The organism is Haloarchaeobius marinus (genome assembly GCF_051207415.1).
Taxonomy (GTDB): Archaea; Halobacteriota; Halobacteria; order Halobacteriales; family Natrialbaceae; genus Haloarchaeobius.
Map to the genome: position 1 here is coordinate 16,540 of NZ_JBPKGD010000003.1, position 24,565 is coordinate 41,104.

General features: G+C 69.7%; 26 protein-coding genes. 11 read left to right on the top strand and 15 right to left on the bottom strand.

The features are described from left to right. Nucleotides 1–96: 96 nt before the first annotated feature. A complete protein-coding gene (locus ACSC1W_RS11995; protein ID WP_435347706.1) occupies nt 97–2,697 on the top strand; it encodes a PEP/pyruvate-binding domain-containing protein in 2,601 nt (866 codons plus the stop codon). Here the strand turns inward: ACSC1W_RS11995 and ACSC1W_RS12000 are convergent. Next, the gene (locus ACSC1W_RS12000) at nt 2,688–3,203 is read right to left on the bottom strand and encodes a peptidylprolyl isomerase (protein ID WP_435347707.1); all 516 of its coding nucleotides are present in this window, start codon (nt 3,201–3,203) and stop codon (nt 2,688–2,690) included. The genes ACSC1W_RS11995 and ACSC1W_RS12000 overlap by 10 nt on opposite strands. Before the next feature lie 132 nt (nt 3,204–3,335). Here ACSC1W_RS12000 and ACSC1W_RS12005 point away from each other — a divergent pair, with 132 nt between their 5' ends. Then, nucleotides 3,336–4,313, top strand: a complete 978-nt coding sequence (locus ACSC1W_RS12005; protein ID WP_435347708.1) for a succinylglutamate desuccinylase/aspartoacylase family protein — start codon at nt 3,336–3,338, stop codon at nt 4,311–4,313. Nucleotides 4,314–4,318: 5 nt separating this feature from the next. On the opposite strand, the gene ACSC1W_RS12010 is transcribed toward ACSC1W_RS12005, so the two are convergent. Together ACSC1W_RS12010 and ACSC1W_RS12015 are read right to left on the bottom strand one after the other, a co-directional pair. Next, complete coding sequence (locus ACSC1W_RS12010) at nt 4,319–4,729, bottom strand: cytidine/deoxycytidylate deaminase family protein (protein ID WP_435347709.1); 411 nt, start codon at nt 4,727–4,729, stop codon at nt 4,319–4,321. A gap of 82 nt (nt 4,730–4,811) precedes the next feature. After that, nucleotides 4,812–5,882: an anthranilate phosphoribosyltransferase gene (locus ACSC1W_RS12015; protein WP_435347710.1), complete on the bottom strand. Its 1,071-nt coding sequence runs from the start codon at nt 5,880–5,882 to the stop codon at nt 4,812–4,814. A gap of 149 nt (nt 5,883–6,031) precedes the next feature. Between ACSC1W_RS12015 and ACSC1W_RS12020 the strand changes: the two genes are divergently transcribed. Continuing rightward, a complete protein-coding gene (locus tag ACSC1W_RS12020) occupies nt 6,032–6,400 on the top strand; it encodes a hypothetical protein (protein ID WP_435347711.1) in 369 nt (122 codons plus the stop codon). Nucleotides 6,401–6,452: 52 nt separating this feature from the next. Beyond that, nucleotides 6,453–7,490, top strand: coding sequence for a siroheme decarboxylase subunit beta (gene ahbB / locus ACSC1W_RS12025; protein WP_435347712.1), 1,038 nt, complete (start codon nt 6,453–6,455; stop codon nt 7,488–7,490). 5 nt (nt 7,491–7,495) lie between these two features. On the opposite strand, the gene ACSC1W_RS12030 is transcribed toward ahbB, so the two are convergent. From ACSC1W_RS12030 to ACSC1W_RS12045, 4 genes are all read right to left on the bottom strand, one after another. After that, complete coding sequence (locus ACSC1W_RS12030; RefSeq protein ID WP_435347713.1) at nt 7,496–7,753, bottom strand: DUF8006 family protein; 258 nt, start codon at nt 7,751–7,753, stop codon at nt 7,496–7,498. Nucleotides 7,754–7,802: 49 nt separating this feature from the next. Continuing rightward, nucleotides 7,803–8,018 (bottom strand): DUF7996 family protein, encoded by a 216-nt coding sequence (locus ACSC1W_RS12035; protein ID WP_435347714.1) that lies wholly within the window; start codon nt 8,016–8,018, stop codon nt 7,803–7,805. A 181-nt stretch (nt 8,019–8,199) separates the two neighbouring features. Next, nucleotides 8,200–11,280, bottom strand: coding sequence for an FAD-binding and (Fe-S)-binding domain-containing protein (locus tag ACSC1W_RS12040; RefSeq protein ID WP_435347715.1), 3,081 nt, complete (start codon nt 11,278–11,280; stop codon nt 8,200–8,202). A 60-nt stretch (nt 11,281–11,340) separates the two neighbouring features. Continuing rightward, a complete protein-coding gene (locus tag ACSC1W_RS12045; RefSeq protein WP_435347716.1) occupies nt 11,341–11,490 on the bottom strand; it encodes a hypothetical protein in 150 nt (49 codons plus the stop codon). Between the two features lie 119 nt (nt 11,491–11,609). On the opposite strand from ACSC1W_RS12045, the gene ACSC1W_RS12050 reads away from it, so the two are divergent. The 3 genes from ACSC1W_RS12050 (at nt 11,610) to ACSC1W_RS12060 (ending at nt 13,944) form a co-directional block, all read left to right on the top strand. Further along, nucleotides 11,610–11,771, top strand: a complete 162-nt coding sequence (locus tag ACSC1W_RS12050) for an FmdB family zinc ribbon protein (protein WP_435347717.1) — start codon at nt 11,610–11,612, stop codon at nt 11,769–11,771. A 91-nt stretch (nt 11,772–11,862) separates the two neighbouring features. After that, the gene (locus tag ACSC1W_RS12055; protein ID WP_435347718.1) at nt 11,863–13,701 is read left to right on the top strand and encodes a DEAD/DEAH box helicase; all 1,839 of its coding nucleotides are present in this window, start codon (nt 11,863–11,865) and stop codon (nt 13,699–13,701) included. A gap of 66 nt (nt 13,702–13,767) precedes the next feature. After that, on the top strand, nt 13,768–13,944 hold the full coding sequence (locus tag ACSC1W_RS12060) for a DUF7576 family protein (protein ID WP_435347719.1): 177 nt from the start codon (nt 13,768–13,770) through the stop codon (nt 13,942–13,944). Between the two features lie 4 nt (nt 13,945–13,948). Here the strand turns inward: ACSC1W_RS12060 and ACSC1W_RS12065 are convergent, their stop codons facing one another. Next, the gene (locus tag ACSC1W_RS12065) at nt 13,949–14,926 is read right to left on the bottom strand and encodes a formyltetrahydrofolate deformylase (RefSeq protein ID WP_435347720.1); all 978 of its coding nucleotides are present in this window, start codon (nt 14,924–14,926) and stop codon (nt 13,949–13,951) included. A gap of 126 nt (nt 14,927–15,052) precedes the next feature. Continuing rightward, complete coding sequence (locus ACSC1W_RS12070; protein ID WP_435347721.1) at nt 15,053–15,688, bottom strand: SOUL family heme-binding protein; 636 nt, start codon at nt 15,686–15,688, stop codon at nt 15,053–15,055. A gap of 125 nt (nt 15,689–15,813) precedes the next feature. Between ACSC1W_RS12070 and purS the strand changes: the two genes are divergently transcribed. The 3 genes from purS (at nt 15,814) to ACSC1W_RS12085 (ending at nt 19,261) form a co-directional block, all read left to right on the top strand. Next, nucleotides 15,814–16,068 (top strand): phosphoribosylformylglycinamidine synthase subunit PurS, encoded by a 255-nt coding sequence (gene purS, locus ACSC1W_RS12075; protein ID WP_435347722.1) that lies wholly within the window; start codon nt 15,814–15,816, stop codon nt 16,066–16,068. Then, nucleotides 16,065–16,745, top strand: coding sequence for a phosphoribosylformylglycinamidine synthase I (purQ, locus tag ACSC1W_RS12080; RefSeq protein WP_435347723.1), 681 nt, complete (start codon nt 16,065–16,067; stop codon nt 16,743–16,745). Before purS ends, purQ begins: the two co-directional genes overlap by 4 nt. A 206-nt stretch (nt 16,746–16,951) precedes the next feature. Beyond that, nucleotides 16,952–19,261 (top strand): PAS domain S-box protein, encoded by a 2,310-nt coding sequence (locus ACSC1W_RS12085; RefSeq protein ID WP_435347724.1) that lies wholly within the window; start codon nt 16,952–16,954, stop codon nt 19,259–19,261. 3 nt (nt 19,262–19,264) lie between these two features. Here the strand turns inward: ACSC1W_RS12085 and ACSC1W_RS12090 are convergent, their stop codons facing one another. The 4 genes from ACSC1W_RS12090 to ACSC1W_RS12105 form a co-directional block, all read right to left on the bottom strand. Beyond that, nucleotides 19,265–20,368 carry an archaeosine biosynthesis radical SAM protein RaSEA gene (locus ACSC1W_RS12090; RefSeq protein WP_435347725.1) on the bottom strand — a complete coding sequence of 368 codons (1,104 nt, stop codon included), beginning with the start codon at nt 20,366–20,368 and terminating at the stop codon, nt 19,265–19,267. A 49-nt stretch (nt 20,369–20,417) separates the two neighbouring features. Then, nucleotides 20,418–20,702 carry a DUF7521 family protein gene (locus ACSC1W_RS12095; protein WP_435347726.1) on the bottom strand — a complete coding sequence of 95 codons (285 nt, stop codon included), beginning with the start codon at nt 20,700–20,702 and terminating at the stop codon, nt 20,418–20,420. Further along, nucleotides 20,699–21,070 carry a helix-turn-helix domain-containing protein gene (locus ACSC1W_RS12100; protein ID WP_435347727.1) on the bottom strand — a complete coding sequence of 124 codons (372 nt, stop codon included), beginning with the start codon at nt 21,068–21,070 and terminating at the stop codon, nt 20,699–20,701. The genes ACSC1W_RS12095 and ACSC1W_RS12100 overlap by 4 nt, the downstream gene beginning before the upstream one ends. Nucleotides 21,071–21,154: 84 nt before the next feature. Then, a complete protein-coding gene (locus tag ACSC1W_RS12105) occupies nt 21,155–21,553 on the bottom strand; it encodes a VanZ family protein (RefSeq protein ID WP_435347728.1) in 399 nt (132 codons plus the stop codon). 137 nt (nt 21,554–21,690) lie between these two features. Between ACSC1W_RS12105 and ACSC1W_RS12110 the strand changes: the two genes are divergently transcribed. After that, complete coding sequence (locus ACSC1W_RS12110) at nt 21,691–22,128, top strand: GIY-YIG nuclease family protein (RefSeq protein WP_435347729.1); 438 nt, start codon at nt 21,691–21,693, stop codon at nt 22,126–22,128. Nucleotides 22,129–22,139: 11 nt separating this feature from the next. On the opposite strand, the gene ACSC1W_RS12115 is transcribed toward ACSC1W_RS12110, so the two are convergent. Both ACSC1W_RS12115 and arcS read right to left on the bottom strand, forming a co-directional pair. Continuing rightward, nucleotides 22,140–22,727, bottom strand: coding sequence for a DUF8048 family protein (locus ACSC1W_RS12115; protein ID WP_435347730.1), 588 nt, complete (start codon nt 22,725–22,727; stop codon nt 22,140–22,142). 67 nt (nt 22,728–22,794) lie between these two features. Next, complete coding sequence (arcS, locus tag ACSC1W_RS12120) at nt 22,795–24,546, bottom strand: archaeosine synthase subunit alpha (protein WP_435347731.1); 1,752 nt, start codon at nt 24,544–24,546, stop codon at nt 22,795–22,797. Nucleotides 24,547–24,565 lie beyond the last annotated feature (19 nt).

The window sequence follows — 24,565 nt, forward strand, 5'->3', positions numbered from 1 at the left end:
CCGACCCGGGCGTCGCTCCACGCGAAGCACCGGCGTCCGCCGGTTCGTCACGACGCCCCGCGACAGCACCCGTCCGGGCAGGCCGGGTGAGACGCCGTGACGACGCCGGCGGTCCTCGCGCTCGACGACGACCGTGCGGCAGACCCGGAGACGGCCGGTTCGAAGGCCGCGACGCTCGCCCGCCTGCGCGGTGCCGGCCTCCCCGTCCCCGACGGCTTCGTCGTCACCACCGACACCTACCGTACCCTCGTCGACGACCCCGAGACGCGGGGACTGCTCGCTGCGCTGGACGAGGCAATCGAGGCGGGCGACGACGAACGGCGGGACCGCACCGCCGCCGACGTGCGCGAGCGAATCGAGTCGCGACCGCTCCCCGACGACGTGGTCGAGGGCGTCGAGGACCACCTCGGCGAGGGCGCCTACGCGGTCCGGTCGTCGGGGACGGCCGAGGACCTGCCCGGGACGTCCTTCGCCGGCCAGTACGAGACGGTCCTCGACGTGTCCGGACGCGACGAGGTGCTGGACGCGGTCCGGACCTGCCTGGCGAGTCTGTTCACCGACCGGGCCGTCGCCTACCGCGCCCGGAACGGCATCCCGACGGCCGACGCCGCGATGGCCGTCGTCGTCCAGCGGTTCGTCGACCCGGAGTCCTCGGGCATCCTGTTCACAGCCGACCCCGTCACCGGCGACCGGACCGTCAGCGTCGTCGACGCGGGGCCGGGGCGTGGCGACACGCAGGTCGCCGGACTGGAGACGGCCGACACGTTGCGCGTCGACTCCGAGACGGGCGACGCCCTCGACTACCGACTCGCCCCCGGCCGGTCCGAGCGCGTCCTCTCGGACGGGGACGTCGCCGCCCTCGTCGACCTGGGGGCGCGGGTCTCGGCCGTCCTCGACGGGCCACAGGACGTCGAGTGGGCCATCGTCGAGGGCGACGAGGAGCGCCCGGTCGGCGAGGTCGTCCTCCTGCAGTCCAGACCGGTCACGGCCCTGTTTCCCCTCCCCGAACCGCGCCCGACCGACGACCGACTCCACGTCTACTACAGTTTCGGCTACAGACAGGGGATGCCCGAGGCGATGCCGCCGCTCGTCCTCGACGTCTGGCGACGCCTCATCGACACCGCCTGGGAGCAGTACGGCCTCACCGGACGCTTCGCCGCGATGGCGGGTGGGCGCCTCTACATCGACCTCACCCCCTACCTCGTCAGACCGTGGCTCGGCCGTCGCATCCGGTCGACGCTCCGGTCGATCGACGAACCCGCCGCCGAGGCGCTCTCCGTCCTGGTCGACGAACGCGGGGACGACCTCCCCTGGTCGGGGTGGACGGTCGACCGGGTTCGCCGGACCGCCGGCACACTCGTTCGCGTCGCCCCCACGGTCGGACGCGTCCTCGGGCGCATCGCGACGGCGTTCGTCTCGTCGCGCCCCGAAGGGGCACCCGACCGGGCGCGAGTCGTCTACGAGGCGAACTGTCGGTCCGCAGTCCGCCGGATACGGAGCCACGACGCTCCCGAGGGTCGCGTTCGCGCCGCCGTCGACGAACTCGAGGCGTCGGTCTCGTGGCTGCTGGACGAGTTCTACCCGTTCTACGCGTCGATGCTGGCGGGAAGTGCCCTCGGCCGCCTCCGCCCGGGTCAGGCCGACGACGTCGCCCGTCTCGCCAGCGGCATCCGCGACGACCCGGTGCGCCGGATGGGTGCCGAACTCGACGACCTGGCCGACGTCGCCCGTGACGACCCCGCCGTCGTGGCCGCGCTCCGGGACGGTGCCTCGCTCGACGACCTCGCGAGCGTGTCGGGGAGCGGTCCGTTCCTCGACGCCTTCGAGGCGTTCCTCGACGAGTACGGCTTCCGGGCCGCCGCCGAGATAGACTTCAGCCGCCCGCGCTACCGGGAGGACCCGACGCTGTTGCTGAACGCCGTCGCCGGACACCTCGAATCCGGCGGTGGACCGGACGAGCGGGCCGCCACCCCGGAGCGCACGGCCGACGAGGCCGCCCGGTCGCTCGTCGACGGCGCGAACCCCCTCCTGCGCCCCCTCGTCCGTCGTCTCGTCCGCGTGTACAGCGGGTATCTCGGACTGCGAGAGTACCCCAAGTACGCGCTGTCGAAGTTGCTGGCCGAACTCAGAACGCAGGTCCAGGCGGCGGGCGAGCACCTGGCGGCGACGCCGTACCTCGCCGACGCGGAGGACGTGTGGTTCCTCGACCTCGACGAGTTGCTCGAGTGCCTGGCCGACCCGAGCGAACTCGCGGCCATCGGCCTGCCAGCGCGGCGACGGTCGTACGAGCGCCACCGGCGGACGGCCGCCCCGCGCATCGTCACCAGCGACGGGTACGTCCCGCCCTCGCGCCACCGGGAACCGGCGTCCTCGTCGACGCTGACCGGGACGGCGGCCGCGCCCGGCGTCGTCGAGGGGGTCGTCCGCGTCGTCACCGACCCCGGGACGGAGCGCCTGGAGCGCGGCGAGGTGCTCGTCGCCCCGTACACCGACCCGGGGTGGACGCCGCTGTTTCTCAACGCGGCGGCGGTGGTCACCGCCGTCGGGGGGCGACTCACCCACGGCTCACTCGTCGCTCGCGAGTACGGAATCCCTGCGGTCGTCGCGGTCGAGGACGCGACGACGCGGCTCAGAACGGGGGAGCGCGTCCGCGTCGACGGGACGCGCGGTGTCGTCGAACGACTCGACTACCGGTGAACTTCGATGTTCTCGATGACGACGTCCTTCGTCGGCTTGTCGCGCGCGTCGGTCGGGAGCGACCCGATCTCTTCGACGACGTCCATGCCGTCGGTGACCTTGCCGAAGACGGCGTGCTTGCCGTCGAGGTGGGGCTGGGCCGCGAGCGTGATGAAGAACTGGCTCCCGTTCGTGTTCGGCCCGGAGTTCGCCATCGAGAGGACGCCGGCGTCGTCGTGGCCGAGTTCGTCGTGGAACTCGTCGTCGAACTGGTAGCCGGGGCCGCCACGGCCGGTCCCGGTCGGGTCGCCGCCCTGGATCATGAAGTCGTCGATGACGCGGTGGAAGATGGTACCGTCGTACAGCGGGTCGTTCTCGTGTGCCTCGCCCGTCTCCGGGTGTGTCCACGTCTGGTCGCCGGTCGCGAGTCCGACGAAGTTCTCGACGGTCCGCGGCGCCCGGTCCTCGTACAGTTCGACCTCGATGTCGCCGCGGTTCGTGTGGATCGTCGCCGTCAGGTCGCTCATACCGTCACCGAGGACCCCCCTCGGGAAAACGTTGTGGATACGTCGTGGTGGGCGACCGTCCGCCCGTCGTCTGGCGGTCACCGCGGTCGAGCCCGTCGCATTCAATAGCGAGTGGCGCGAAATCAGGACACGATGACTCGCTCGGCACGTCACCGCAGAGAGCGCGTGACGCTGGCCAGACTCCCCTCGGGCGTGGCGGTCGAGACGACGGTCCACAGCTACGAGGGGTCAGACGACGGTCCGACGGTGTACGTGCAGGCGGCCCAGCACGGCCGCGAGATAAACGGGACCGAGGTGCTGCGACGCCTCCACGAGGAACTCCCGACGACGGCGCTCGCCGGACGCGTAGTCGCGGTGCCCGTCGCGAACCCCCTCACGTTCGACCGGGTGTCCTACACCACGCCGGAGGTGCTCGACTCGGTGAACTCGAACATGAACCGGGTCTGGCCCGGGGACGCCGAGGGGACCCTCCACGAGCGCATGGCCGCCACGCTGTGGGAGTACGCCGGGGAGGCGGACGTCGTCGTCGACCTCCACACGGGGAGTCCCGACATGCTCACCCACACCGTGTTCATGGAGGACGACGACCGGTCGCGCGAACTCGCCGAGGCGTTCGGGACCGACCTCCTGCTCGCCGAACGGGCCGGCGACGACGCCGCCGAGGCGTGGCACCGGCGGGGCTTCGACGGGAAACTCAGGGTCGCGGCGGCCAGGGAGGACATCACCGCCATCACGCCTGAACTCGCCCACAACAGGCAGATAGTCGAGGACGCGGTTGCGACCGGCGTCCGGGGCGTGCGCAACGTCCTCCGGAGCGTGGGTGTCCTCGACGGGCAGGTGATTCCGGTGGCGGACCAGCGCGTCGCCCGGAACCACCTCGGCCGCGTCGACGCCGAGGAGTCGGGACTGTTCCGACCGGACCCGGCGCTCGAACTCGGCCAGACCGTCGAGGCGGGCGACCCGGTGGGCGTCGTCTACGACCCGTCCACCTACGAGGTGCTCCACCGGGCCGAGAGCACCCGCGACGGCATCTGCTACGCCATCACGCGCGAGGCGACGGTCAAGGGGGGCGACCGACTCGCCAGCGTCGCCATCCCGCTGGACGAGTAGCGACGTCAGGCACGCGCCGGCAGCAGTTCGTCGAGCGCGACCTTCCGGCGGTCGCCGTCGAGTCGGACGACCACGTCGAGCGTCTCGTCGTAGTCGTACAGCAACTCCCGGCAGCACCCACACGCAGAGATGACGACCGGGTCTGCCGTCGGGTCGTCGTCCCGGTAGCGAACCGCGACCGAGCAGTCGAACGAGTCGTTGCCGTCGGCCAGCGCGTTCTCCAGCGTGATGGGTTCGCAGTGGACCGTCGCCTGGTCGACGGTCGACCGGAGGTTGACGGCGGTGTAGACGGTGCCGTCGCCGGTCCGGAGCGCCGAGGCGACGCGGTGGCGGTCGGGGTCGAACCGGGCTTCGAGCGTCTCCACGGCCTCCTCGACGAGTTCCTGGTCGGCGGCGTACAGCGGTCGGGCGTCCATGGCCGTGCTTGGACCGCGGGGGAGAAAAGCCCCCGTCAGACGCCGGGGGCGACCGCGACCGGCGACGAGACCGAACCCGGGGCTAGAACTCGCGCAGGTCGTCGAGGACGGTCGCCGCGTCGCCCGACGCGATGGTCTCGCGGGCACGGTCGAGGCCGTCGTCGAGCGAGTCCACGTCGTCGCGGGCGTACATCCGGAACGCGGCGTTGAGCGCGATGGCGTCGGCGAACTGGTCCTCGCGCTCGCCGTCGAGGACGGTCTCGGTGATGGCGGCCGAGTCGACGGCCACGTCGTCGACGCCGAGGTCGTCGCTCTCGAAGTCCATGCCGAACTCCGCGGTCTCTATCTCGTAGTCGGAGACGTCGCCGTCGTCGGCCCGCCACTCGGCGACCTTCGTGTACCCGGGTCGGATGTCGTCGTAGCCCTCCATGCCCTGGAACATGACGACCTTGCCGACGTCGAGTTCCCGGCTCTCGGCGAAGGTCTCGCAGGTCTTCTTCGCGAACGCGAGGTGGTAGAACGAGCCGAGGTGGACGTCGGCGTTGGCCGGGTTGGCGAACGTCTCGATGGTGTTGACGAACGTGCGGACGCCCATCTGGTCGCGGCGGTCCCAGAGGTCGTGGACGCCGGGGTTGAACTCTGGCTGGTAGTAGAAGCCGAAGCCGGCGTCGTCGACCATGTCCGCGCTCTCGCCGGGGGAGAGTTCGGTCCGGACGCCGAGTTCGTCGAGCACGTGCTTGTAGGCGTCCTGCTTCTGCGTCGGGACGCGGTCGCCGCTGTGTGCGACGACTGGCGTACCCGCCGCGGCGGCGACGATGCCCGCCCCGACGCCGAGGATGGCGGACCTGCCCTTGCCGTCGTAGTTCGCACCGCAGTCCACGGGGTCGGCGTCCGGTTCGGCCGTCACGACGCTCTCCTCGCGCATCACGTCTGTGTAGGCGGCGAGTTCCTCGGGGTCGTTGCGCTTCCAGCGATTCGCCAGCCAGAACGCCCCGAGCGTGGTCGGGTCCGGTTCGCCGCCGAGGATGCGCTGGAACGCCTCCCGTGCCTGGTCGCGGTCCATGTCCTCGGCCGACTTGTGTCCGGAGCCGACGACCTCCGTCATCAGCCGTTTGAGGGGCCACTCGCCGTACTCGCGGGTCGCTTGCGCCATAGACTGAGGTTGGGATGGCCCGAGGAAAAGTCCCTCGTTCCGTTCTCACGAGTCTGGACTCGCGCGTTCGACCGACCCGAGGTCGACCCGGGCCGGTGTGAGTGACCGAGACCCCAGACACTACCAGTGTCGAGCGCCTACAGTTCGGTATGGTCGAGACAGACCTCGGTCAGGCAACCATCGTGTACGAGGGTCCCGACGGCGACACCGTCGAGAGAACGGTCCAGAACGAGTACGTCGTGTACTTCCAGGACCACTGGATGATCAAGACCGGCGAGGACGACGAGGGGCGAGACCTCGTCCAGCGAATCCCGCACAACCGCGTCTACCACGTCGAACGCACGGTCGAGCAGTTCGAGCGCGAGGTCAGCAGCATCCGCAACCAGGTCCAGTCGATGGCCGACGACCTCCGGTCGATGCTCCTCGGCGACGAGGGGCGCACCACCCAGTACGGGGAACAGGGCGAGTCCGAACCCATCCGCATCGACGTCGAGGACGAAACGCAGGACGAACAGTAGCCCGGCTTCTGACTTCGAAACACGTACCTGCACCTCCTCCCTAGACCCGTCAATGAGCACTCCGTCAAGCGACTGGCGCGCGGACATCGACGACGTGGACGCCCGCCTCGTCGACGGCTACCAGTCCGGCTTTCCAGTGACGGAACGCCCCTTCCGGGCGGTCGGTGACGACCTGGGCATCTCCGAGTCCGAGGCGTTCGAGCGCGTCGAGCGACTGTCCGACGACGGCGTCTTCCGGCGGTTCGGGGCCGTGTTGAACCCGCCCGTCATCGGGTCCTCGACGCTGGCCGCGGTGCAGGCTCCCGAGGACCGGTTCGACGAGGTGGCCGCGGTGATAAACGGCTACCGGCAGGTGAACCACAACTACCGGCGCGAGCACGAGTGGAACATGTGGTTCGTCGTCACCGCCGGGTCGCGGGAGACGCGCGACCGCATCCTCGACGAGATAGAGACGGAGACCGGCTGTGAGGTGCTGAACCTCCCGATGCTCACCGACTACTACATCGACCTCGAGTTCCCCGTCGTCAACGGGGACCGGTTCGCACGCGAGAGCGTCGCGTCGACGGACGTCTCGGCGACCCGCATCTCGGAGGACGCGACGGGCGACCTCTCGCGGTTCGACGCCGAGTTGCTGCTGGCCATCCAGTCGGGCTTCCCGCTCTCCCGGACGCCCTACGGCGACGTGGCGGCCGAACTCGACGCGCCGGTCGACGACGTGCTGGCCGGCGTCAAGCGCCTGCGCGAGGCGGGCTGCATCAAGCGCGTCGGGTGCATCGTCAACCACGTCGTCACCGGCTTCTCGAACAACTGCATGGTCGTCTGGGACGTCCCGGACGAGGACCTCGACGAGCGCGGACTCGCGGTCGGCGAACTCCCCTACGTCACGCTCTGTTACCACCGACCCCGCCGCCCGGAACAGGACTGGCCGTACAACCTGTTCACGATGATACACGGTCGAGAGGAGCGCGCCGTCGACGAGAAGGTGGACGAACTCGCGAGCGAGCACCTGCCGTTCGACCACGAGCGCCTCTACTCGACGGAGACGCTGAAGCAGACCGGCGCGCAGTACGAGGCGCTGCTCGGCGAGTGAGTCGGTCAGTCGTTGGCCATCACGACGAGCATCGGGCCGACGATGAGCAGTGCGATACCCAGGAACCGGTACTGGACAGGCGCGAGGTTCGTCGGCGTGAGGACGAATATCGCGCCGAAGGCCACGACTGTCAGCCCGATCGTCTTCATCGATTTGAGCGGGAGCGTTCCGAGTATCGAGAGGATGAACACCAGAAGGAGCGCCTGCCCGACGTTGTAATTGAGCAGGAAGCTGTCGATTACCTGCAGTTCGAGCGCGGTCATTCGTACGTACAAGTCCAGAGGGTGCAGTCTTAACGCTAACGAAAGGTTGCTAGTCCGGACCGGTCAGGTCGAGGGGGCGGATGAAGACGTACCAGAACATCACCGCGGCACCGCCGTAGCCGAGCGCCCAGACGGCGCTGCCGACGAGTTCGTAGCCCGCGGCCCCGAGAAGATAGTTGAGGACGCCCGGGACGACGATGGCGAACGCGATGGTCGCGGCGGCCAGGACCGCCTGCGTCCGGTCGATGTCCGTGGTCTCTGCCATGAGGCGGCGTTGGCGCTCCAAACTCGTCAATGCCTCGGTTCGACGCGACGGCCCGCCCACGTGAAGGGAATGGACGCACGCGAGTGGTGAACCATGGAGCGTGTGACGTGCGTCCGTCGTCCCGTACCACGCCCACGGGCAAAAATCCCGTTCCCCCGACCGGTGGCGGCCGCCCGGGACGTCAGCGTCCACGGCTGTCCGGGAGCGCACGGGCGAGCATCTCGACCGGCGTCGGTGGCGCCGCTCCCGCGCCCCCGTCGCCCAGCACGTCCCGGTCTCCGAGTTGCGTGCGACAGGACGCGCCCGGCGCGACGACGACGTCGCCCGGACTGTCGTCGACCTGGTCGTAGAGTATGCGGGCGATGGCAGCACTCATCCCCCCGTGTTCGGCCTCGTAGCCGAAGCTTCCCGCCATGCCACAGCACCCCGAATCCAGCGGGTCGACGGCGTAGCCCGCCCGTCGGAGGACGCCGACGGCGTGGTGGTCCTTCTCGGTCGCCTTCTGGTGACAGTGGCCGTGGTAGACGAGGTGGTCGTCGGGCGCGTCGAAGTCGATGCGCTCGTCGAGGACGAAGGCGTCGACGTACTCGCAGAGGCCGTAGGCCGACCCGGCGAGGTCGGCCACGGAGTCGCCGTCGAGCAGGTCGCGGTAGTCGGACTGGAACATGACGGCGTCCGACGGTTCGACCACGACAACGTCCCACCCGTCGCGGACGCGGGGTGCGAGCGTCGCGACGTTCTCCCGGGCCGTCTCCCGTGCCAGGTCGAGCAGTCCGGTCGAGTACGCGGGGCGACCGGTGTCACCGGGGGCGTCGGGCACCTGCACGTGGACGCCGGCGGCTTCGAGGACCCGGACCGCCGCCTTCCCCGCCGCGGGGTCGTTGAAGTCGGTGTGCGTGTCGGGGTAGAGCAGGGCCTTGCGCTCGGCGTCGGCGGCCGGTACCGCCGGACCGCCACGGGCCGCGAACCAGTCGCGGAACGTCGTCCGGTGGAACGTCGGCAGGGTGCGCTCGGCGTCGACGCCGACGAGGCGTTCGCCCAGTCGCCGGGCGGGCCCGAACGACGCCACCCAGTTCGAGACCGGTGCGAGCGCGCTTCCGACCCGCGAGAGGTCGTGGACGCGCGCGAACAGGCGATCCCGCAGGGGAACGCCCTCGCGCTGGTGGTGTTCGTGGACCACCTCGGCCTTCAGCTTCGCCATGTCCACCTCGCTCGGGCAGTCGTGGGCACAGCCCTTGCACCCGATGCAGAGGTCGAGCACCTCGTCGACGAACTCGTCGTCGAAGCCGTCGTCGGGCAGGTCGCCCGACATCGCCTGCCGGAGCATGTTCGCCCGCCCACGCGTGGAGGTTATCTCCTCCCGACTCGCCCGGTAGGTCGGACACATCACGCCACCGGTGGTGTGCTGGTCGCCGCGACAGCCCCCACAGCCGTGACAGAGTTCGACCATCCCCTGGAAGCCGTTCTCGTTCTCCCAGCGCAGTTCGGGGTCGAAGCCCGCGTCGAACTCGTAGTCGGGACCGCTCCGGAGCTGTTCGGTCAGTCGGACGTCGCCACAGACCTGTCCGGGGTTCAGGAGCCAGTCGGGGTCGAACGCGGTCTTCAGGTCCCGGAAGACCGACCAGAGGTGGTCGCCGTACAGCTTCCGGTTCCACTGGGTCCGGGCCCGGCCGTCGCCGTGTTCGCCCGACACCGAACCGCCGAGGTCGACGACGAGGTCGGTGACGGCGTCGGCGATGCCCGAAAGCGCCTCGACGCCCTCGTCGGTCTTCGTGTTCACCAGCGGCCGGACGTGCAGGACGCCGGGACCGGCGTGCGCGTAGAAGCTCGCGACCGTGTCGTACTCGGCGAGGATGGCCCGGAAGCCCTCGACGAACTCGGGCAGCGACTCCGGCGGGACGGCGGTGTCCTCGATGAACGAGACGTGCTTCGCGTCGCTCGTCCGCGAGAGCAGGATGGGGAGCCCCGACTTGCGAAGCTTCCAGACGGTCTCGCGCTCGGCGGCCTCGTAGGCTTCGAGCGCGTCGAACGCCCGTGCAGGCTCGTCGGACTCGGACGGCGACGCGTCGCCGTCGTCCCCGAGTGCGGCGGGAACGCGGTCGGCCAGCAGGTCCGCGACCGCCCGCTTCCCCGCGGCGTCGTCGGCGGCGTAGAACTCCACGAGCAGGGTCGCTCGCGTCCCGTCCGGGAGCCGAGCGGCCACGTCGGCGAACTCGGCGGTCTCCCGGGCGAGGTCGAGCAACACCTCGTCGACGAGTTCGACCGCCGCGGGGTCGTGTTCGAGGATGGCCGGGACGTCGGCCATCGCGGTGACGAGGTCGTCGTAACAAAGCAGGGCGAGGGACTTCGTCTCGGGGACGGGTTCGAGCGACACCTCGGCCTCGGTGACGACGGCGAGGGTTCCCTCGCTCCCACAGACGAGTTTCGCGAGGTTCACCGTGCCGCCCTCGGCGTCGGGTTCGCCGACGCCCCGGGTCGCGCCACGGGCGTCCTCGACCAGCCAGTCGAGGTTGTACCCCGAGACGTTCCGCTTCAGGTCGGGGAACCGTTCGGCTACCTCGTCGGACTCCTCGTCGACGATTCGGGCCACCTCGGCGTAGATGCGTGCCTCCAGGTCGCCGTCGGGGTCGGCCCGGGCGCGCAGGTCGTCGAGGGCCACCTCGCCGAACTCGGTGACGGTGCCGTCGGCGAGGACCACCTCGCAGGACTCGACGTAGGCGTCGGTCTTGCCGTACTGCAGGGAGTGCGCCCCCGTCGAGTTGTTCCCGATGGCCCCGCCGAGCGCGCTCTTGTCTCCCCACGCGGGGTCGGGTGCGAACTTGAGGCCGTGCTCGGCCAGGCGGGCGTTCAGGTCCCCGAGCCGAACGCCCGGCTGGGCGCGGACGCGCCGGTCGTCGGGTCGCGTCTCGACGACGGCGTCCATGTACCGCGAGAAGTCGAGGACGACCGCCTCGTTGACCGTCTGACCGGCGAGCGACGTCCCGCCGCCCCGGGGAAGGACCGGAATCTCCTCCGCAGCACAGTACGAGACCACGGCGGAGACGTCGGCCGTCGACCGCGGGAAGACGACGCCGATGGGCGTCTGCTCGTAGATGCTCGCGTCCGTCGCGTAGAGCTGTCGGGAGTACGAGTCGAACCGGACGTCGCCGTCGACCCTGCCGGCGAGGGCGTCGAGCAGGTCCGGCCTGGCCACGTCGTCGCTCCGGTAGTCGTAGGTGGCCGCCTCGTCCCTGGCGTCGGCGGCATCGGCATCGCTGGCCATGCCCGTTGCTGGGCGTGCCGTCGGCATAAAATACGTGCCGGGGAGCGCCCGCCCGGCGGGTCAGTTGGCGTCGGCCCGGCGCGTCTCGCGGCGATGACGACGCGCCAGCGCGACGAGACGCAGGCCCGCCTGCTCCAGCGAGTCGAAGTCGTCGCTGGCAGCCGCGAGTCGCGCTGCGTCGAGCGTCTCACGAACGTCCTCCTCGACCATGCGGCACGGTTCGAACGCCCGCGATATAACCGCACGCCAAGCGCGGTGAAAGTGAAAGTGGTCTCACGGCACGTTCGGCCCTAACACCTATCAAGGTACCCGGAGACAGGCAGTGATAGATGGGTTCGCTGGACGACGTGAGGCGGCGGCTTCGGGCCGCCGTGCTGACAGAGACGGAAGGGTCCGAGTACGTCTGTCGGTCCTGCGAGTCGGGATACGACGTGCAACACCACATCTGCCCGGACTGCGGGAGTTACAGCGTCGAACGACTCGACTGGTGACCGGCCCGGGTGACTCCCGGACGGACTGATGACCTGACCGGGCACGGCCCGGACGAAACACAGTTGCCCGCTCGGCCACTACGGGAGGCCAGTGACACGAGACGACGACGAGACGGAGGTCGTCGAGGCGGCCGTCGGCGTCGACCGATTCTACGACGCACTCGAAGCCCACGGGCGACCGGTCATCACCGCGTCGCAACTGGCCCGACGCCTCGACACGACCCAGGAGGCGGCGATGCAGGCGCTCGAATCGCTCCACGACCGGGGCGACGTCGAGCGCGCAGACGTCGAGTCGGACCCGTCGGTCTGGTACGCGAGCGACTGGCGGGACGTGGTCGACCGCGAGCGCGTGGTGTTCTTCCCGGAGCGCCGGCAGTTCGTGGTGGACCAGCCCAGCCAGTTCACCCGGGCGCAGTGCTCGCAGTTCGCCCACCTCGTCGACACGACGCGGTCTGGCGGCTACCTCTACGAGGTGCGACGCGAGGACGTCTGGCAGGCGCCGTACGACGAGTTCGAGAACCTGGAGCGGACGATGCGACAGGTGCTCTCCGAGCGCTCGCCCGAGTTCGAGGCGTGGGTCGAGGACCAGTGGAAGCGCGCCAACCAGTTCGTCCTGCGAACCCACGAGGACGGGTACGTCGTCCTCGAAGCCACGACCGACAGCCTGATGGGCAACGTGGCGCGCGAACGACTCGACGCCGACTGTCTCCGTGCGCCCATCGACGACTCGACGTCGTGGGTCGCCGAGGAGCACGTCGCCACGGTCAAGCGCACGCTCTACCAGGCGGGTTACCCCGTCAGGGACGACCGCAAACTGGACGGCGGCGACGCCCTGCCCATGGACCTCGGCCTCGTCCTCCGGGACTACCAGCAGGCGTGGGTCGACCGGTTCGTCGAGGCGAAGGCCGGCGTCATGGTCGGCCCGCCGGGCAGCGGGAAGACCGTCGCCGCGATGGGGACGATGGCCGAGATAGAGGGCGAGACGCTGATTCTGGTGCCCTCGCGCGAACTGGCCAGCCAGTGGCACGAGGAACTGCTGACCCACACCACGCTGACCGAGGACCAGGTCGGCGAGTACCACGGCGGCACCAAGGACGTGCGACCCGTGACGGTGGCGACGTACCAGACCGCCGGGATGGACCGGCACCGCCAGCTGTTCGACTCCCGCGAGTGGGGGCTGGTCGTCTACGACGAGTGCCAGCACATCCCCGCCGACGTGCGCCGGCGGACCGCCGACCTGCAGTCCAAGCACCGCCTCGGCCTGACGGCCACGCCGGTCCGCGAGGACGACCGCGAGGAGGACATCTTCACCCTGCTCGGCCCGCCCATCGGCACGGACTGGGACGCCCTGTTCGAGGCGGGCTACGTGCAGGAACCGGAGGTCCACATCCGGTACGTGCCGTGGGCCGACGACGAGACCAGGAGCGAACACGCCAGCGCCGAACCGGGGCACGACCGACGGCAACTGGCCGCGAGGAACCCCGCCAAGGTCGAGGAGACCCGGCACCTCCTCGCCGAGCACGCCGACAAGAAGGCGCTGGTGTTCGTCGAGTACCTCGACCACGGCGAGCAACTCGCCGAGGCACTCGACGCGCCATTCATCTCCGGCGAGATGCCACACGGTCGCAGACGGGAACTGTTCGCCGAGTTCCGCCGGGGCGGGCGCCACACCCTCGTCGTCTCCCGCGTCGGCGACGAGGGCATCGACCTGCCCGACGCAGAACTCGCCGTCGTCGCCTCCGGCCTCGGCGGGTCGCGCCGCCAGGGCGCCCAGCGCGCCGGGCGGACGATGCGCCCCGAGGGCACCGCCCGCGTCTACGTGCTGGCGACCCGGGGCACCAGCGAGGAGCGCTTCGCCAAGCAGCAGGTCCAGCACCTCGCCTCGAAGGGCATCGGCGTGCGCGACGGCCCGGCCGAGGCCGTCGAGTGACGCGGCCGTGGAAGAATTGCCGGCGTCAACGCCGTTGAAGCGTCGGACGTCCACGTAGCGAGTAGCATGGTAGACCCGACATCGGACATCGGCGACGTCGACCCCGAGGAGGCCCCGGCCTGTGCGGTCTGCGGTGACCCGGTCGTCGGCGACGACCACCGCGTTCGGTCCTGGGTGGCGGACGGCAACGTCGAGCATCGCCACTTCTGCGACGACGAGTGTCTCGAGAAGTGGGACGCCTAGCCGGTCAGTCGTCGGCCGTCTCCTCCGCGTCGGCCGACCCCGCCACTATCTCGCCGAGTCCGTCGACGGGCCGGTCGGGATTCGCGTTCCTCGCCTCGCGCGACAGGCCCAGCTGGTAGCCCGGGTCGCCCGCCTCGCGCAGTTCCGTCCGGCCGCGGTGGACCGACACGTTCCCGTCGAGGTGCAGTCGAACCGCTTCGAGCAGGGCGTCGGCTTCGAGGGGCTGGCCGCGCGCTCGCATCGTCTCCATGTCGGCGTCGTCGGGGACGTCGAACGCGCGCTGGGTGATGATGGGCCCCTGGTCCAGGTCCGTCGTCACGTAGTGGGCGGTCACGCCCGCGATGCGGACGCCCTCCTCCAGGGCCTGCCGGTACGCCTTCGCGCCGGGGAACGACGGGAGCAGGCTGGGGTGGACGTTGATGATGCGGTCCTCGTACCGGAAGACAACGTCCGGACTGAGGATTCGCATGTACCGGGCGAGGACGATGAGGTCGGCGTCGTACTCGCCGAACAGGTCGAGTATCTGCCCCTCGTCGGGCGTCCCCTTCTCGTCGCCGACGTCGTGGAACGGGACGTCGTACCGCTCGGCCAGGGGTTCGAGGTCGTCGTGGTTCGCGATGACCACCGAGATGTCGGCGCCGAGGTCGCCGCTGGCCCACGCCTGGAACAGGCGTTCGAGGCAGTGGCTCTCCTTCGTGGCGAGGACGGCTATCTGCTGGGTCTCGCGGTCGGCCGGGAACCGGACCTGTACGTCGACGCCGAGTTCGTCGCCGAGTTCGTGCAGGTCGGCCCTGAGTTTCTCCTGCGTACAGACCATCTCCGAGACGTCCGCGTGCAGCGTCATCCGGAAGATGTCGTCGCGGACCGCCTGGTCGAGGTCCTCGATGTTGATGCCGCGCTCGAACAGGAGACTCGTGACCCGTGCGATGAGTCCGGTCTTGTCTCCTCCGACCACGGTAATCTCTGTCAGATCAGTCGTCATCGACACCACCTCCTGATGCTGGTCGTTGGAGACATCGTTGGTCTCTCAATCGGTCTGCGCGCAAAAGGGTTCGCATCCGTGCAAGTGTCGACCCGGCGACGGCGTCCGACCGACGGGACGGACGACTCAGGTCTCGACGTCGACGACGACCTCGTTCCGGCGCATCCACGGTGGCGTCCACGGGTCGTTGTACCGGAGCAGGTAGGGGCTTCCGACGGTGTCGATGCCGTAGGCGGCCAGCGTGTCGAGCAGGTGCTGGCCGGCGTGCTCGATGCGGCGGTCGGTCGCGTACCAGCCGAACGGCACCACGGCGGCGCGGTGGGCCTCGATGCGGACGAGTTCGACGCTATCGTTCGTCGGTTCCGGTGCCGACTCGATGGTGTACGTCCCGGGGAGGTAGAACCGCATGGTGACGCCGTCCTCGGATTCGGAGGTGGCGACCGGGGCGGTCATCGGGACGTCGGTGCCGTCCTCGCCGGCGTCGGCGGTGGCGACCGGGGCGGTCATGGCCACGTCCTCGGCGCGCCTGTTCCCGCCGCTGATGTAGTCGTAGAGTCGGCGGAACGCCTCGACGTCGCCCCCGGCGGTGGTCTCGACGGCGACGAGGTCGGGGTACTCCCTGAGTTCGACGCCCTCGAACTCGTCGAGGGTCGTGTACGGCACGGGGGCGGCCGTCGTACGTGCGTACACCCCCCAGGCGGTCCAGAGACCGGCCACGCCGGCCAGTACTCCACCGAGCGTGAGGAGTTTCGTTCGCTCCATGGCTACCGGTACGGCGTCGACCGGCAAAAACGACGGTGTGGGGTCGACCGGCGCACATATGCACGAACGTGTATCACAGAGCAGAGTCACAAGAGTTTTTGAACACGAACGCGCTCGTACAGGTGATGAGCGCCTACACCGCCACGGTGACAGTCCGACTCAAAGAGGGCGTCCTCGACCCCGAAGCCGAGACGACCAGACGCGCGCTGGAGCGTCTGGACTTCGACCTGGAGGCGCTACGGTCGGCCGACCGCTTCGAGATCGACCTCGACGCGACCGACGCCGACGACGCCCGCGAACGCGCGAGCGAGATGGCAGACCGCCTGCTCGCGAACCCGACCATCCACGATTACGACGTGGGGGTCGAGGCCCGGGAATGACGGTCTCCGTCGTCCGCTTCGGCGGGTCGAACTGCGACCGCGACGCGCTCGACGCCCTGACCGACCTCGACATCGACGCCGAGATCGTCTGGCACGAGGACGGCCTGCCAGCGGACACGACCGGCGTCCTCCTCCCCGGCGGGTTCTCCTACGGCGACTACCTCCGGGGCGGGGCGATGGCCGCCCAGTCACCGGTGATGGACGATGTCCGCGAACTTGCCGCCGACGGCGTCCCCGTGCTGGGCATCTGCAACGGCGCACAGGTCGGTTGCGAGTCCGGACTGACCGAGGGCGCGTTCACCACGAACGAGAGCGCGCGGTTCCAGTGCGAACACGTCAACGTCCGCATCGAGCGGACCGACACGCCCTGGACCGCGGGCTACGAGGAGGGCGAGGTCATCGAACTCCCCATCGCCCACGGCGAGGGTCGGTACGAACTCGACGAGGACCGACTCACCCGCCTGGAGACCGAGGACCGCATCCTCTTCCGGTACTGCGACGAGGACGGCGAACTGACCGACGAGGCCAACCCCAACGGGTCCAAGCACAACGTCGCCGGCCTCGTCGGTCAGCGCGATTCGGTCGCCGTCCTGATGCCGCACCCGGAACGGGCGACGCTCGCCGACGTGGGCGGGACCGACGGCCGACCCCTCCTCCGCGGGTTCGCCGCCGAGTGACCACCCCGGCACCCGTCGGGTGCCCGTTGAGACGACGACCGACCGACCGATGACTCCCGAACCGAACCGTCCGGCGACGCCGACCACAGACGCCGTGAGCCACCGCATCGTGCCACTGGTCGACCGTCGGAACGGCTCAAAGTTTGAAGATGGTGGGGGGCCTCGGTGACCAGTATCGGTGGCACCGTAGGGCTACCGCGAGTCGCATGACCGGACGAACGACACGTATCCTGCTCGTCGCACCCGACGGCGACGAACGGGCCGAGACGATGGCCGCACTCCCGTGGACCGTCAGTACGGCGACGGACGTCGAGTCGGCGCTCGACGCGCTCGACGGGACCGTCGACTGCGTGGTCACCGAGTACGACCTGCCGGACGGGGACGGCGTGGCGCTCCTCGAACCGGTGAAAGAGCGCCGCCCGACCTGTCCGGTCTTCCTCTACACCGCCACCGGCGACGAACGCGTCGCCGGGGCGGCCATCGCGGCCGGCGCAGACGGCTACGTCCCGGCGAGCGACGGCGTCGACGTGCTCCGCGAGCGCATCGAGGCCGTCGTCGAACCGTCAGGCGCGACCGACGCCACGTCGCCACGCCCGGTCGAGAGCGAACGGGAGCGCCTGCAACTCGTCTACGAGCAGGCACCGCTCGCCATCGTCGAGACGGACCTCGACGGGACCATCTCGACGTGGAACGACGGGGCGACGGTCCTGTTCGGGTACGACCGCTCGACGGCCGTCGGGTCCGACATCCTCGACCTGCTCGCCCCGCCGGACGAGCGTGACGCGATCGAGGACATCGCCGAGGACGTCCTCTCGGGTGCCCTGGAGTCGCCGAGCGTCACCGTCAACCGGAACGTGACCGCAGACGGCGACCTCGTCACCTGCGAGTGGTACAACACGACACTGCGGGACCACGACGGCGAGATCGTCGGCGCGCTGGCGTTCGTCCAGGACGTGAGCGAGCGCGAGCAGATGGAGTCGGAACTCGTCGAGCAAAAGCGCAAGATAGAGACCCTGCACGCCATCGCCTCCGACCTCGACGACTGCGAGACGCGCGGCGACATCTGGGAGCGGACGGTCGAGGCAGCAGAGCGCGTCCTCGACTTCGACAGCTGCAGCGTCGACGAGGTCGAGGACGGGTACCTGGTCTCCCGGGCGCTCTCCTCCAGCGTCGAACCCGGGGGCTACCGGGACCGCACGCCCGTGACGGACGGCCTCGCCGGGAAGACCTACCGGACCGGCCAGTCGTGGGTCGTCGACGACGTCCAGGCCGAGGACGACGCGACGCCAGTGCGTCGCACGTACCGGTCGCTCCTGTCGGTCCCGGTCGGCGACGTGGGCGTCTTCCAGGCGGCCTCCGACGAGGTGGGGGCGTTCGACCAGTCGGACCTCGAACTGACGGAACTGCTGTTGACGCACGTCGCGGACGCCCTCGACCGGGTCGACTTCGAGAGCAAACTCAGGGACGAACGCGACCGCTTCGCAGCGCTGTTCCAGAACGTCCCAGACCCGGTCGTCTACGCGGTCCACCACGACGGCATCCCCCGCGTCGTCGAGGTCAACCCCGCGTTCGAGCAGGTGTTCGGCTACGACGCCGACGAGATAACCGGGGCGGACCTCGACGGCTACATCGTCCCGGACGACCGGACCGACGAGGCCGACTTCGTCAACAGCGAGGCCCGGGACGGCAAACTCGTCGAACGCGAGGTGAAGCGCCGGACGACCGACGGCCTGCGCGACTTCCTGATGACGGTCGTCCCCGTCGAACTCGACGAGGCCTCGACGCGGACCTTCGGCGTCTACACGGACATCACCGAGCGCAAGGAGCGCCAGAAGCGCGTCGAGATACTGAACCGCGTGCTCAGACACGACCTTCGCAACGGCATGAACATCATCAAGGGGTCTGCGGAGATGCTCGAAGACGTGGTCGACGGGACCGCCTCCGTCGGCTACGTCGAGACCATCGTCGACCGTGCGGAGGACCTCATCAGCCTCGCCGAGAAGACGCGGGCGGTCGAACGGACGCTCGACCGCGACCGCGACGCGACCGGACCCGTCGACGTCCGCGAGAGCGTCCAGACGTCCATCGCCCACCTCGCCGAGGAGTATCCCGCTGCGACCGTCACGACGGACCTGCCCGACTCCGCCCAGGTCCAGGCCGACGACCTGCTGCGGACCGCGATCTACCACGTCATCGAGAACGCGCTCGAACACAACGACACGGGCGAACCCACGGTCCACGTCAGCGCGACCAACGGCGGAGGCGAGTTGCAGCTCACCGTCGCCGACGACGGACCGGGTATCCCCGCCGCAGAGCGCGAGCTCATCTCCGAGGAGCAGGAGATAACGCAGTTGCGCCACGCCAGCGGCCTCGGCCTCTGGCTGGTCGACTGGGTCGTCACCCAGTCCGGCGGGCGACTCACGTTCGCGGACAACCAGCCACGCGGGAGCGTCGTGACGATGCACGTCCCGGTGGCGATGAGCGAGGGTCGGACGGCCGGACGGCGCGTCGAGTGAGAGTCAGCGAGAGAGCGGCATGTTGTAGCTCGTCTCCCGTTCGAGCACCAGTTCCCACGCCGTCTCGCAGTCGCAGGACACCTGCTCGAACACCGACGGGTCCTGTCGCACGTCGAAGTCCTTGATGGCGGTCTGGACCCGGTCGTCGCACTCGCCGCAGTTGTGTGCGCCCCGGTCTGAGCCGTGGCCGACGGGGTCCGAGACGACGATGGCGTCGCAGTCGGCGGTCGACTCGAGCACCTCCGCGACCGACCAGAGCCACGGCGGGCGGTACCCCCCGCGGAAGAACAGTTCGTCGACCATGGTGTAGCGCTGGACGTTGCAGGGGTTCATCGAGACGGTGTGACAGCCCTCGACGGCCGAGCACCGACGCACGGAGGACGTCATGTCCTCGAGTGCCTCGGGTTCCGAGAGGAACGGGGGCTTCATCAGCAGGTACGCCTTCACGCCGGCGTCGCCAGCGTCCTCGTCGCCCGCCTCGTCGGCCGCGACGGCCTCGGCGCAGGCGGCCTCGAAGTCCGCGAAGTCGAAGTACTTGTTCACGCAGTCGTGGCGCACGCGGTCGGTCGCCGTCTCGAGTCCGATGGCGACGTCGGTGTCGAGGCCGTGCCGGGTGAAGTCACGGATCTTCGACTCGTCGACGAAGTCCGGGAGCGACTCGACGACCATACGCTCGCGGTCGGCGAACGTCTCGGCGATGGCCCGGCGCGTCTCCGCGCCGACCTCGCGTTCGTCGAGGAACGAGCCGGAGGTGTATATCTTGACGAGACCGCTCTTCGCGTCGGCGTTCGCCTCCTCGTGGTCGAGACAGACCTGGATCTGGTCCATCAGGGCCTCGTGGTCGACCGACCCGCCCTCGACGGACTCGGCGACGTAGCCACACATCGTACACCCGCCGGCGCGCGCCCACCGGCAGCCACCGGTGTTGAGGATGATGGTGAGGCTCTGGTAGACCCCGCCGGGCGTGTTGTCCTCGTCGAGCCACACGCGCGTCGGCTCGTGGGGGTCGTAGGTCTCGTCCTTCCGGGCGCGGATGCGACGCATCACCTGGTTGTGCGCGTCCATCCCCTTCCCCTGCTCGTAGACCTCGGGGCTGGGCTTGCTCATTGGCGGAGCAAAGCGGACCGGCGCGTAAATCGGTGTCGGGACGGTGATGTCACTCGGCGTACAGCGAGTAGAGGATGACCCCGAACCCGATGGTCGTGAGCAGGCTCTCGACGGCGAGCGCGACGGTGCGGTCGAAGGCGGTGATGACCGGGAACTGGTCGACCGCCCCGGCGAGCAGCGCTCCGAGCGTGACGATGCCGAACCCGAGCGCGAGCGCGCGCAGGGCTGGCGACCGGGTCCGCTGGTACGCCTTCGCCGCGAAGTAGGTGATGAGGCCACCGATGACGAGCGTCAGCGTCTTGAACGCGATGACGAGTGCTGAGAGGTGCGTCATGTCTCCTTGCGCACCTCCTCCCACATCGAAGCGAGGCGTTCGTCTGGCGTCTCTGGCGGGCGAGCTATCTGGAGTTCGAGCGAGTGGTCCTCGGCGAGCATGATTGTGACGTCTTCGAAGTTGACCCGGTACTGGGACGTGTGCCGACCGTCCGGACGGAGCTGCGTCTCCTCGGCGAGCAACGACGCCTCCGTGAGGCGGTCGAGCTTCCGGTACGTCGTCGAGAGAGGGATATCGCACGCGTCGGAGAGTTCACTGGCGGTCATCGGTTCGGTGAGCGCCTCGATGATTGCGTGGCAATCGGCGTCGTCGAGCGCCTCGAGCACGTCTCCGAACTCTGGTTCGTCCTTCGCGGACGGGTCGTACATCGTATCCGACCAATCCGAACGGGGCCCTAAAGACGGTTCGGGTTCGTCCCCGACCGGTGGGACCTCCACCCGGTCGACCGTCGCTCACCGGTCCAGCGACGCCGTCAGCACCCACCAGACCGCCAGACCGAGCGCCGCGCCGACGGTGTTCGCCACGCCGTCGGCGAGCGCGGTCGACCGCGCTGGGACGAACGCCTGCGCGACCTCGACGCCGGCACCGACCCCCGCCGTCAGCGCGACCGCCAGGACGACGCCGCGCCACGACCGGGGCCGGACCGCAAGCGACACGAACCCACCGAGCACCGCGTACCCGAACGCGTGCGCGTACTTGTCGAGTCCGACCAGTCCGAACGGTCCCAGCGGCGTCGTTCCCTGTCCCGGCGGGGTCACCAGCGACCCGCCGACCAGCACGACCGTCCAGCAGACCGCGGGGAGCCAGCGCCGGTTCCCTCGCGTCCATCGACCCGGTCCGTCCAGTTTCACACGTTCCCTCTCTGTTCAGGCGGCAAAAGGGGTCGGCTTCGTTCCGACCGGCCACGTGCGACGGGACGCACCGGTCCGTCGACGGCTCCCTCGCCCGAATCCGTCGGTTTCTTCGACCGCCTTCACGCAGGTGGCGTATGACCGGCGGGACCTACACGCTGCTCGTCGAACTCGACCGGGACGTGACACTGACCGTCGGCGCCCTCGGGGAGGTCCGCCTCGACGCCGGCTGGTACGGCTACGTCGGGAGCGCGCTCGGGGCCGGGGGCTTCGCCCGCATCGACCGGCACCGCGAGGTCGCCGTGGGCGAGCGCGACGTCCGCCACTGGCACGTGGACTACCTCCTCGGTCACGAGGCCGCGACTCTCCGAGGTGACGTCCGGACGTGCGACCTCGACGTCGAGTGTGCCGTCGCGAGGTCGTTACCCGACGCAGTCTCCGGGTTCGGCTGTTCGGATTGCGACTGTTCCTCCCACCTCACCGGCGCCCGGCGCGGCGGAGCCCTCCGTGAAGCGGTCGAGGACGCCCACGAGACTGCCGCCAACGACGCGCTCGACGGACGCGACCGGGTGTGACCACGAGGAACCTACTCTCCCGACCCGCACTCGCCGACGCCGCGGTCCGTCACGGTCGAGCAGGGCGTGTCCTTGCCGATGACGACGCAGTCGCGGATGTCCAGTGCGGCGACGAACTCCTCGAACCGACCGACCGTCTGCCCGAGCCGGAGGAGGTGCTCGACGTGTGCCTGTTCGACCGCCCGCGAGTCGCCGGCGTCGAACCCCAGTCGACCGGCGATGGTCCCCCAGTGACCCCCCTCGACGAGGAAGACGGAGACCTCCGACGTCTCGTGGACGCACTCGTACCTGGTCCGATACTCCTCGAGTCGGAGCCCGAGGTCCGCCTGGACGAGCGCGACGAGCTCCGGGAGCCGTCTCGTTCCGACGCCAGCCTTCATCGCGGCCAGCAGGAGCGCCTCACGACGTATCGGGTACCCGTTCATCGCTGTCACCCGGCGGTCCGCGTCGTTCGCTCGGCGATGCACGCTCGAACCGACCGGTTCGTCGTCGAGTCGCAACTCGCCACGCGTGTCCCTGCCGGGCCGACGGTCCGCGTCGAGCAGGCGTCGGTGGCCGCGTCGAATCGCGACTCGCCTCTCATGGATACCAGTGAGCATCGCCGTGCGTATAAACTCGCCCGGCAACCAGTTCGCCTCGCTCGACCCCGCGCTCGTCCGACCGCGTCTACGTCTCCTCGACGTGGCGGACGCTGGCGGCCTCGCCGCGCGTACTCTCGACCATCGCCTCTCCGTGCATCCGTGCCCGGCCGATGGCGAACGCCTTCGGGCCCTCGATCACGACCTCGTCGCCGACGCGAATCTCATCGTCGGCGTCGACGACGCCCGGTGCGAGGACGCTCCCGTGGGGGACGAACCCGTCTATCTCGACGCGCTTCGTCGGGGCGTCGCTCTCGGTCCACCGGCGCGCACCCTCGAGCGTGAACGACAGGCTCCCGTACCGTGGCACCATGGTCGCCAGCTGGGTCCCCTCGTCGTCGCGGACCTGGAACTTCGGGTACCGGCCGCTGACCTGGAACGAACCGAACAGGTCGCCCCCGGCCCCGTCGCCGACGTGGACGTCCGCGAGCGCCCGGACCGTGTTGTGTTCGCGTTCGCGCTTGCTGTAGGCGAGTTCACCCGAGAGCGCGTCCCGCAGGTTCCCGAGGCTCTCGGTCGTCGTCGGGTGGTCCGCGACCGTGTACTCGACCGGCGCGTCCACGTCGTCCTCGACTGCCTCGACGATCGGCCGGTAGTCCTCGGGGACGTGTGCGACGATCCGTGGATAGTCGTTCCGGTCGAGGTACCGGCGGAGCACCGCCGAGACGAACTCTACCTCGCCGGCGCTCCACCGGCCGGTGACGACGGAGTCGTAGTGCTGGGCCGGGTACGTCGTCTCCAGTTCCTGCGGGACGACGCCGATGGGGGAGGTCATCGACACGAGGTGACCACGGAACTGTACCGCGTCCATGTACTGGCGGTGGCTCTGTGACTCGCTGTACGGCTTGGTCGCCGAACACGGCACGAGCACGAGCGGGTGCCCGTCGAACCGGTTGCGATAGCGCGTCGTGACGCGCTCGGCGAAGCGCTGGATCTCGACCCGACGGAGCGTGTCCTCCGTCGTCGCGTCGAGGTCGGCCCCCCGGTACACCGGCGTCCGGGTCTCGAGGTAGCCGTACTGCTGGTCGAGTTCCCTGAAGAGTGCGGTGAGCCACGGGTCCTGTCGGGCCTGTCCCTCGACGTAGTCGCGCAGTCTTCCGTCGCGGATGCGCCGACGGACGCGTCGAAGTTCGGCTTCGAGCGCGTTGACGTTGTGCTCTACGCACTCGTCCAGGCCGAACTCGTCGCGCGGACCGGCGCAGGCCGGGCACGAACAGGGGAGTTCGTCGAGGTCCTCGAGGAAGTAGGCGTCGTCCGTGGTGAGGTAGCGCCCCTCGGCCCCCATCACGGCCGCCCGGTCGGCGTCGAAGAGGTCGACGCCAGCGTAGGCCAGCACGGCGACGTTCCGGGGCGTCGCGACCCCGGAGAGGTAGACGCCGGTGTCGTCCGGCACCGCCTCGCGGACGGCGAGGATGGCGTCTTTCATTCCCGCGCCGTGGCCGACCGACCCCTGCGCGTCGGAGAGGACGTAGGCGTCGGCGCCGTGGTCGGAGGCGGTGTCGCTGGAGACGACGGCGGCGCTCGGGAAGTCCACGTCGGGGTAGTCGACGGCGAACGATTCTGCTACCTCGTCGGCTGTCCCGGCCGGGAGCGCCCGATGCGGGAGGACCGTCAGGGCCGACTCGTCGCCATCGGGCAGTTCCCGGTCGGCGGCCCAGAGACTGCCGGCGTCGGCGACGACGTCGTCCACGAGCGCCGGCGTCGTCACCGGGTCGGACAGACGGAGTTCGGCCAGCCTGGCCGGGCCGTCTCGCTCGTGTACTTCGAAGTACTCGGTCATAGCCCGGAGTCGGGGACGC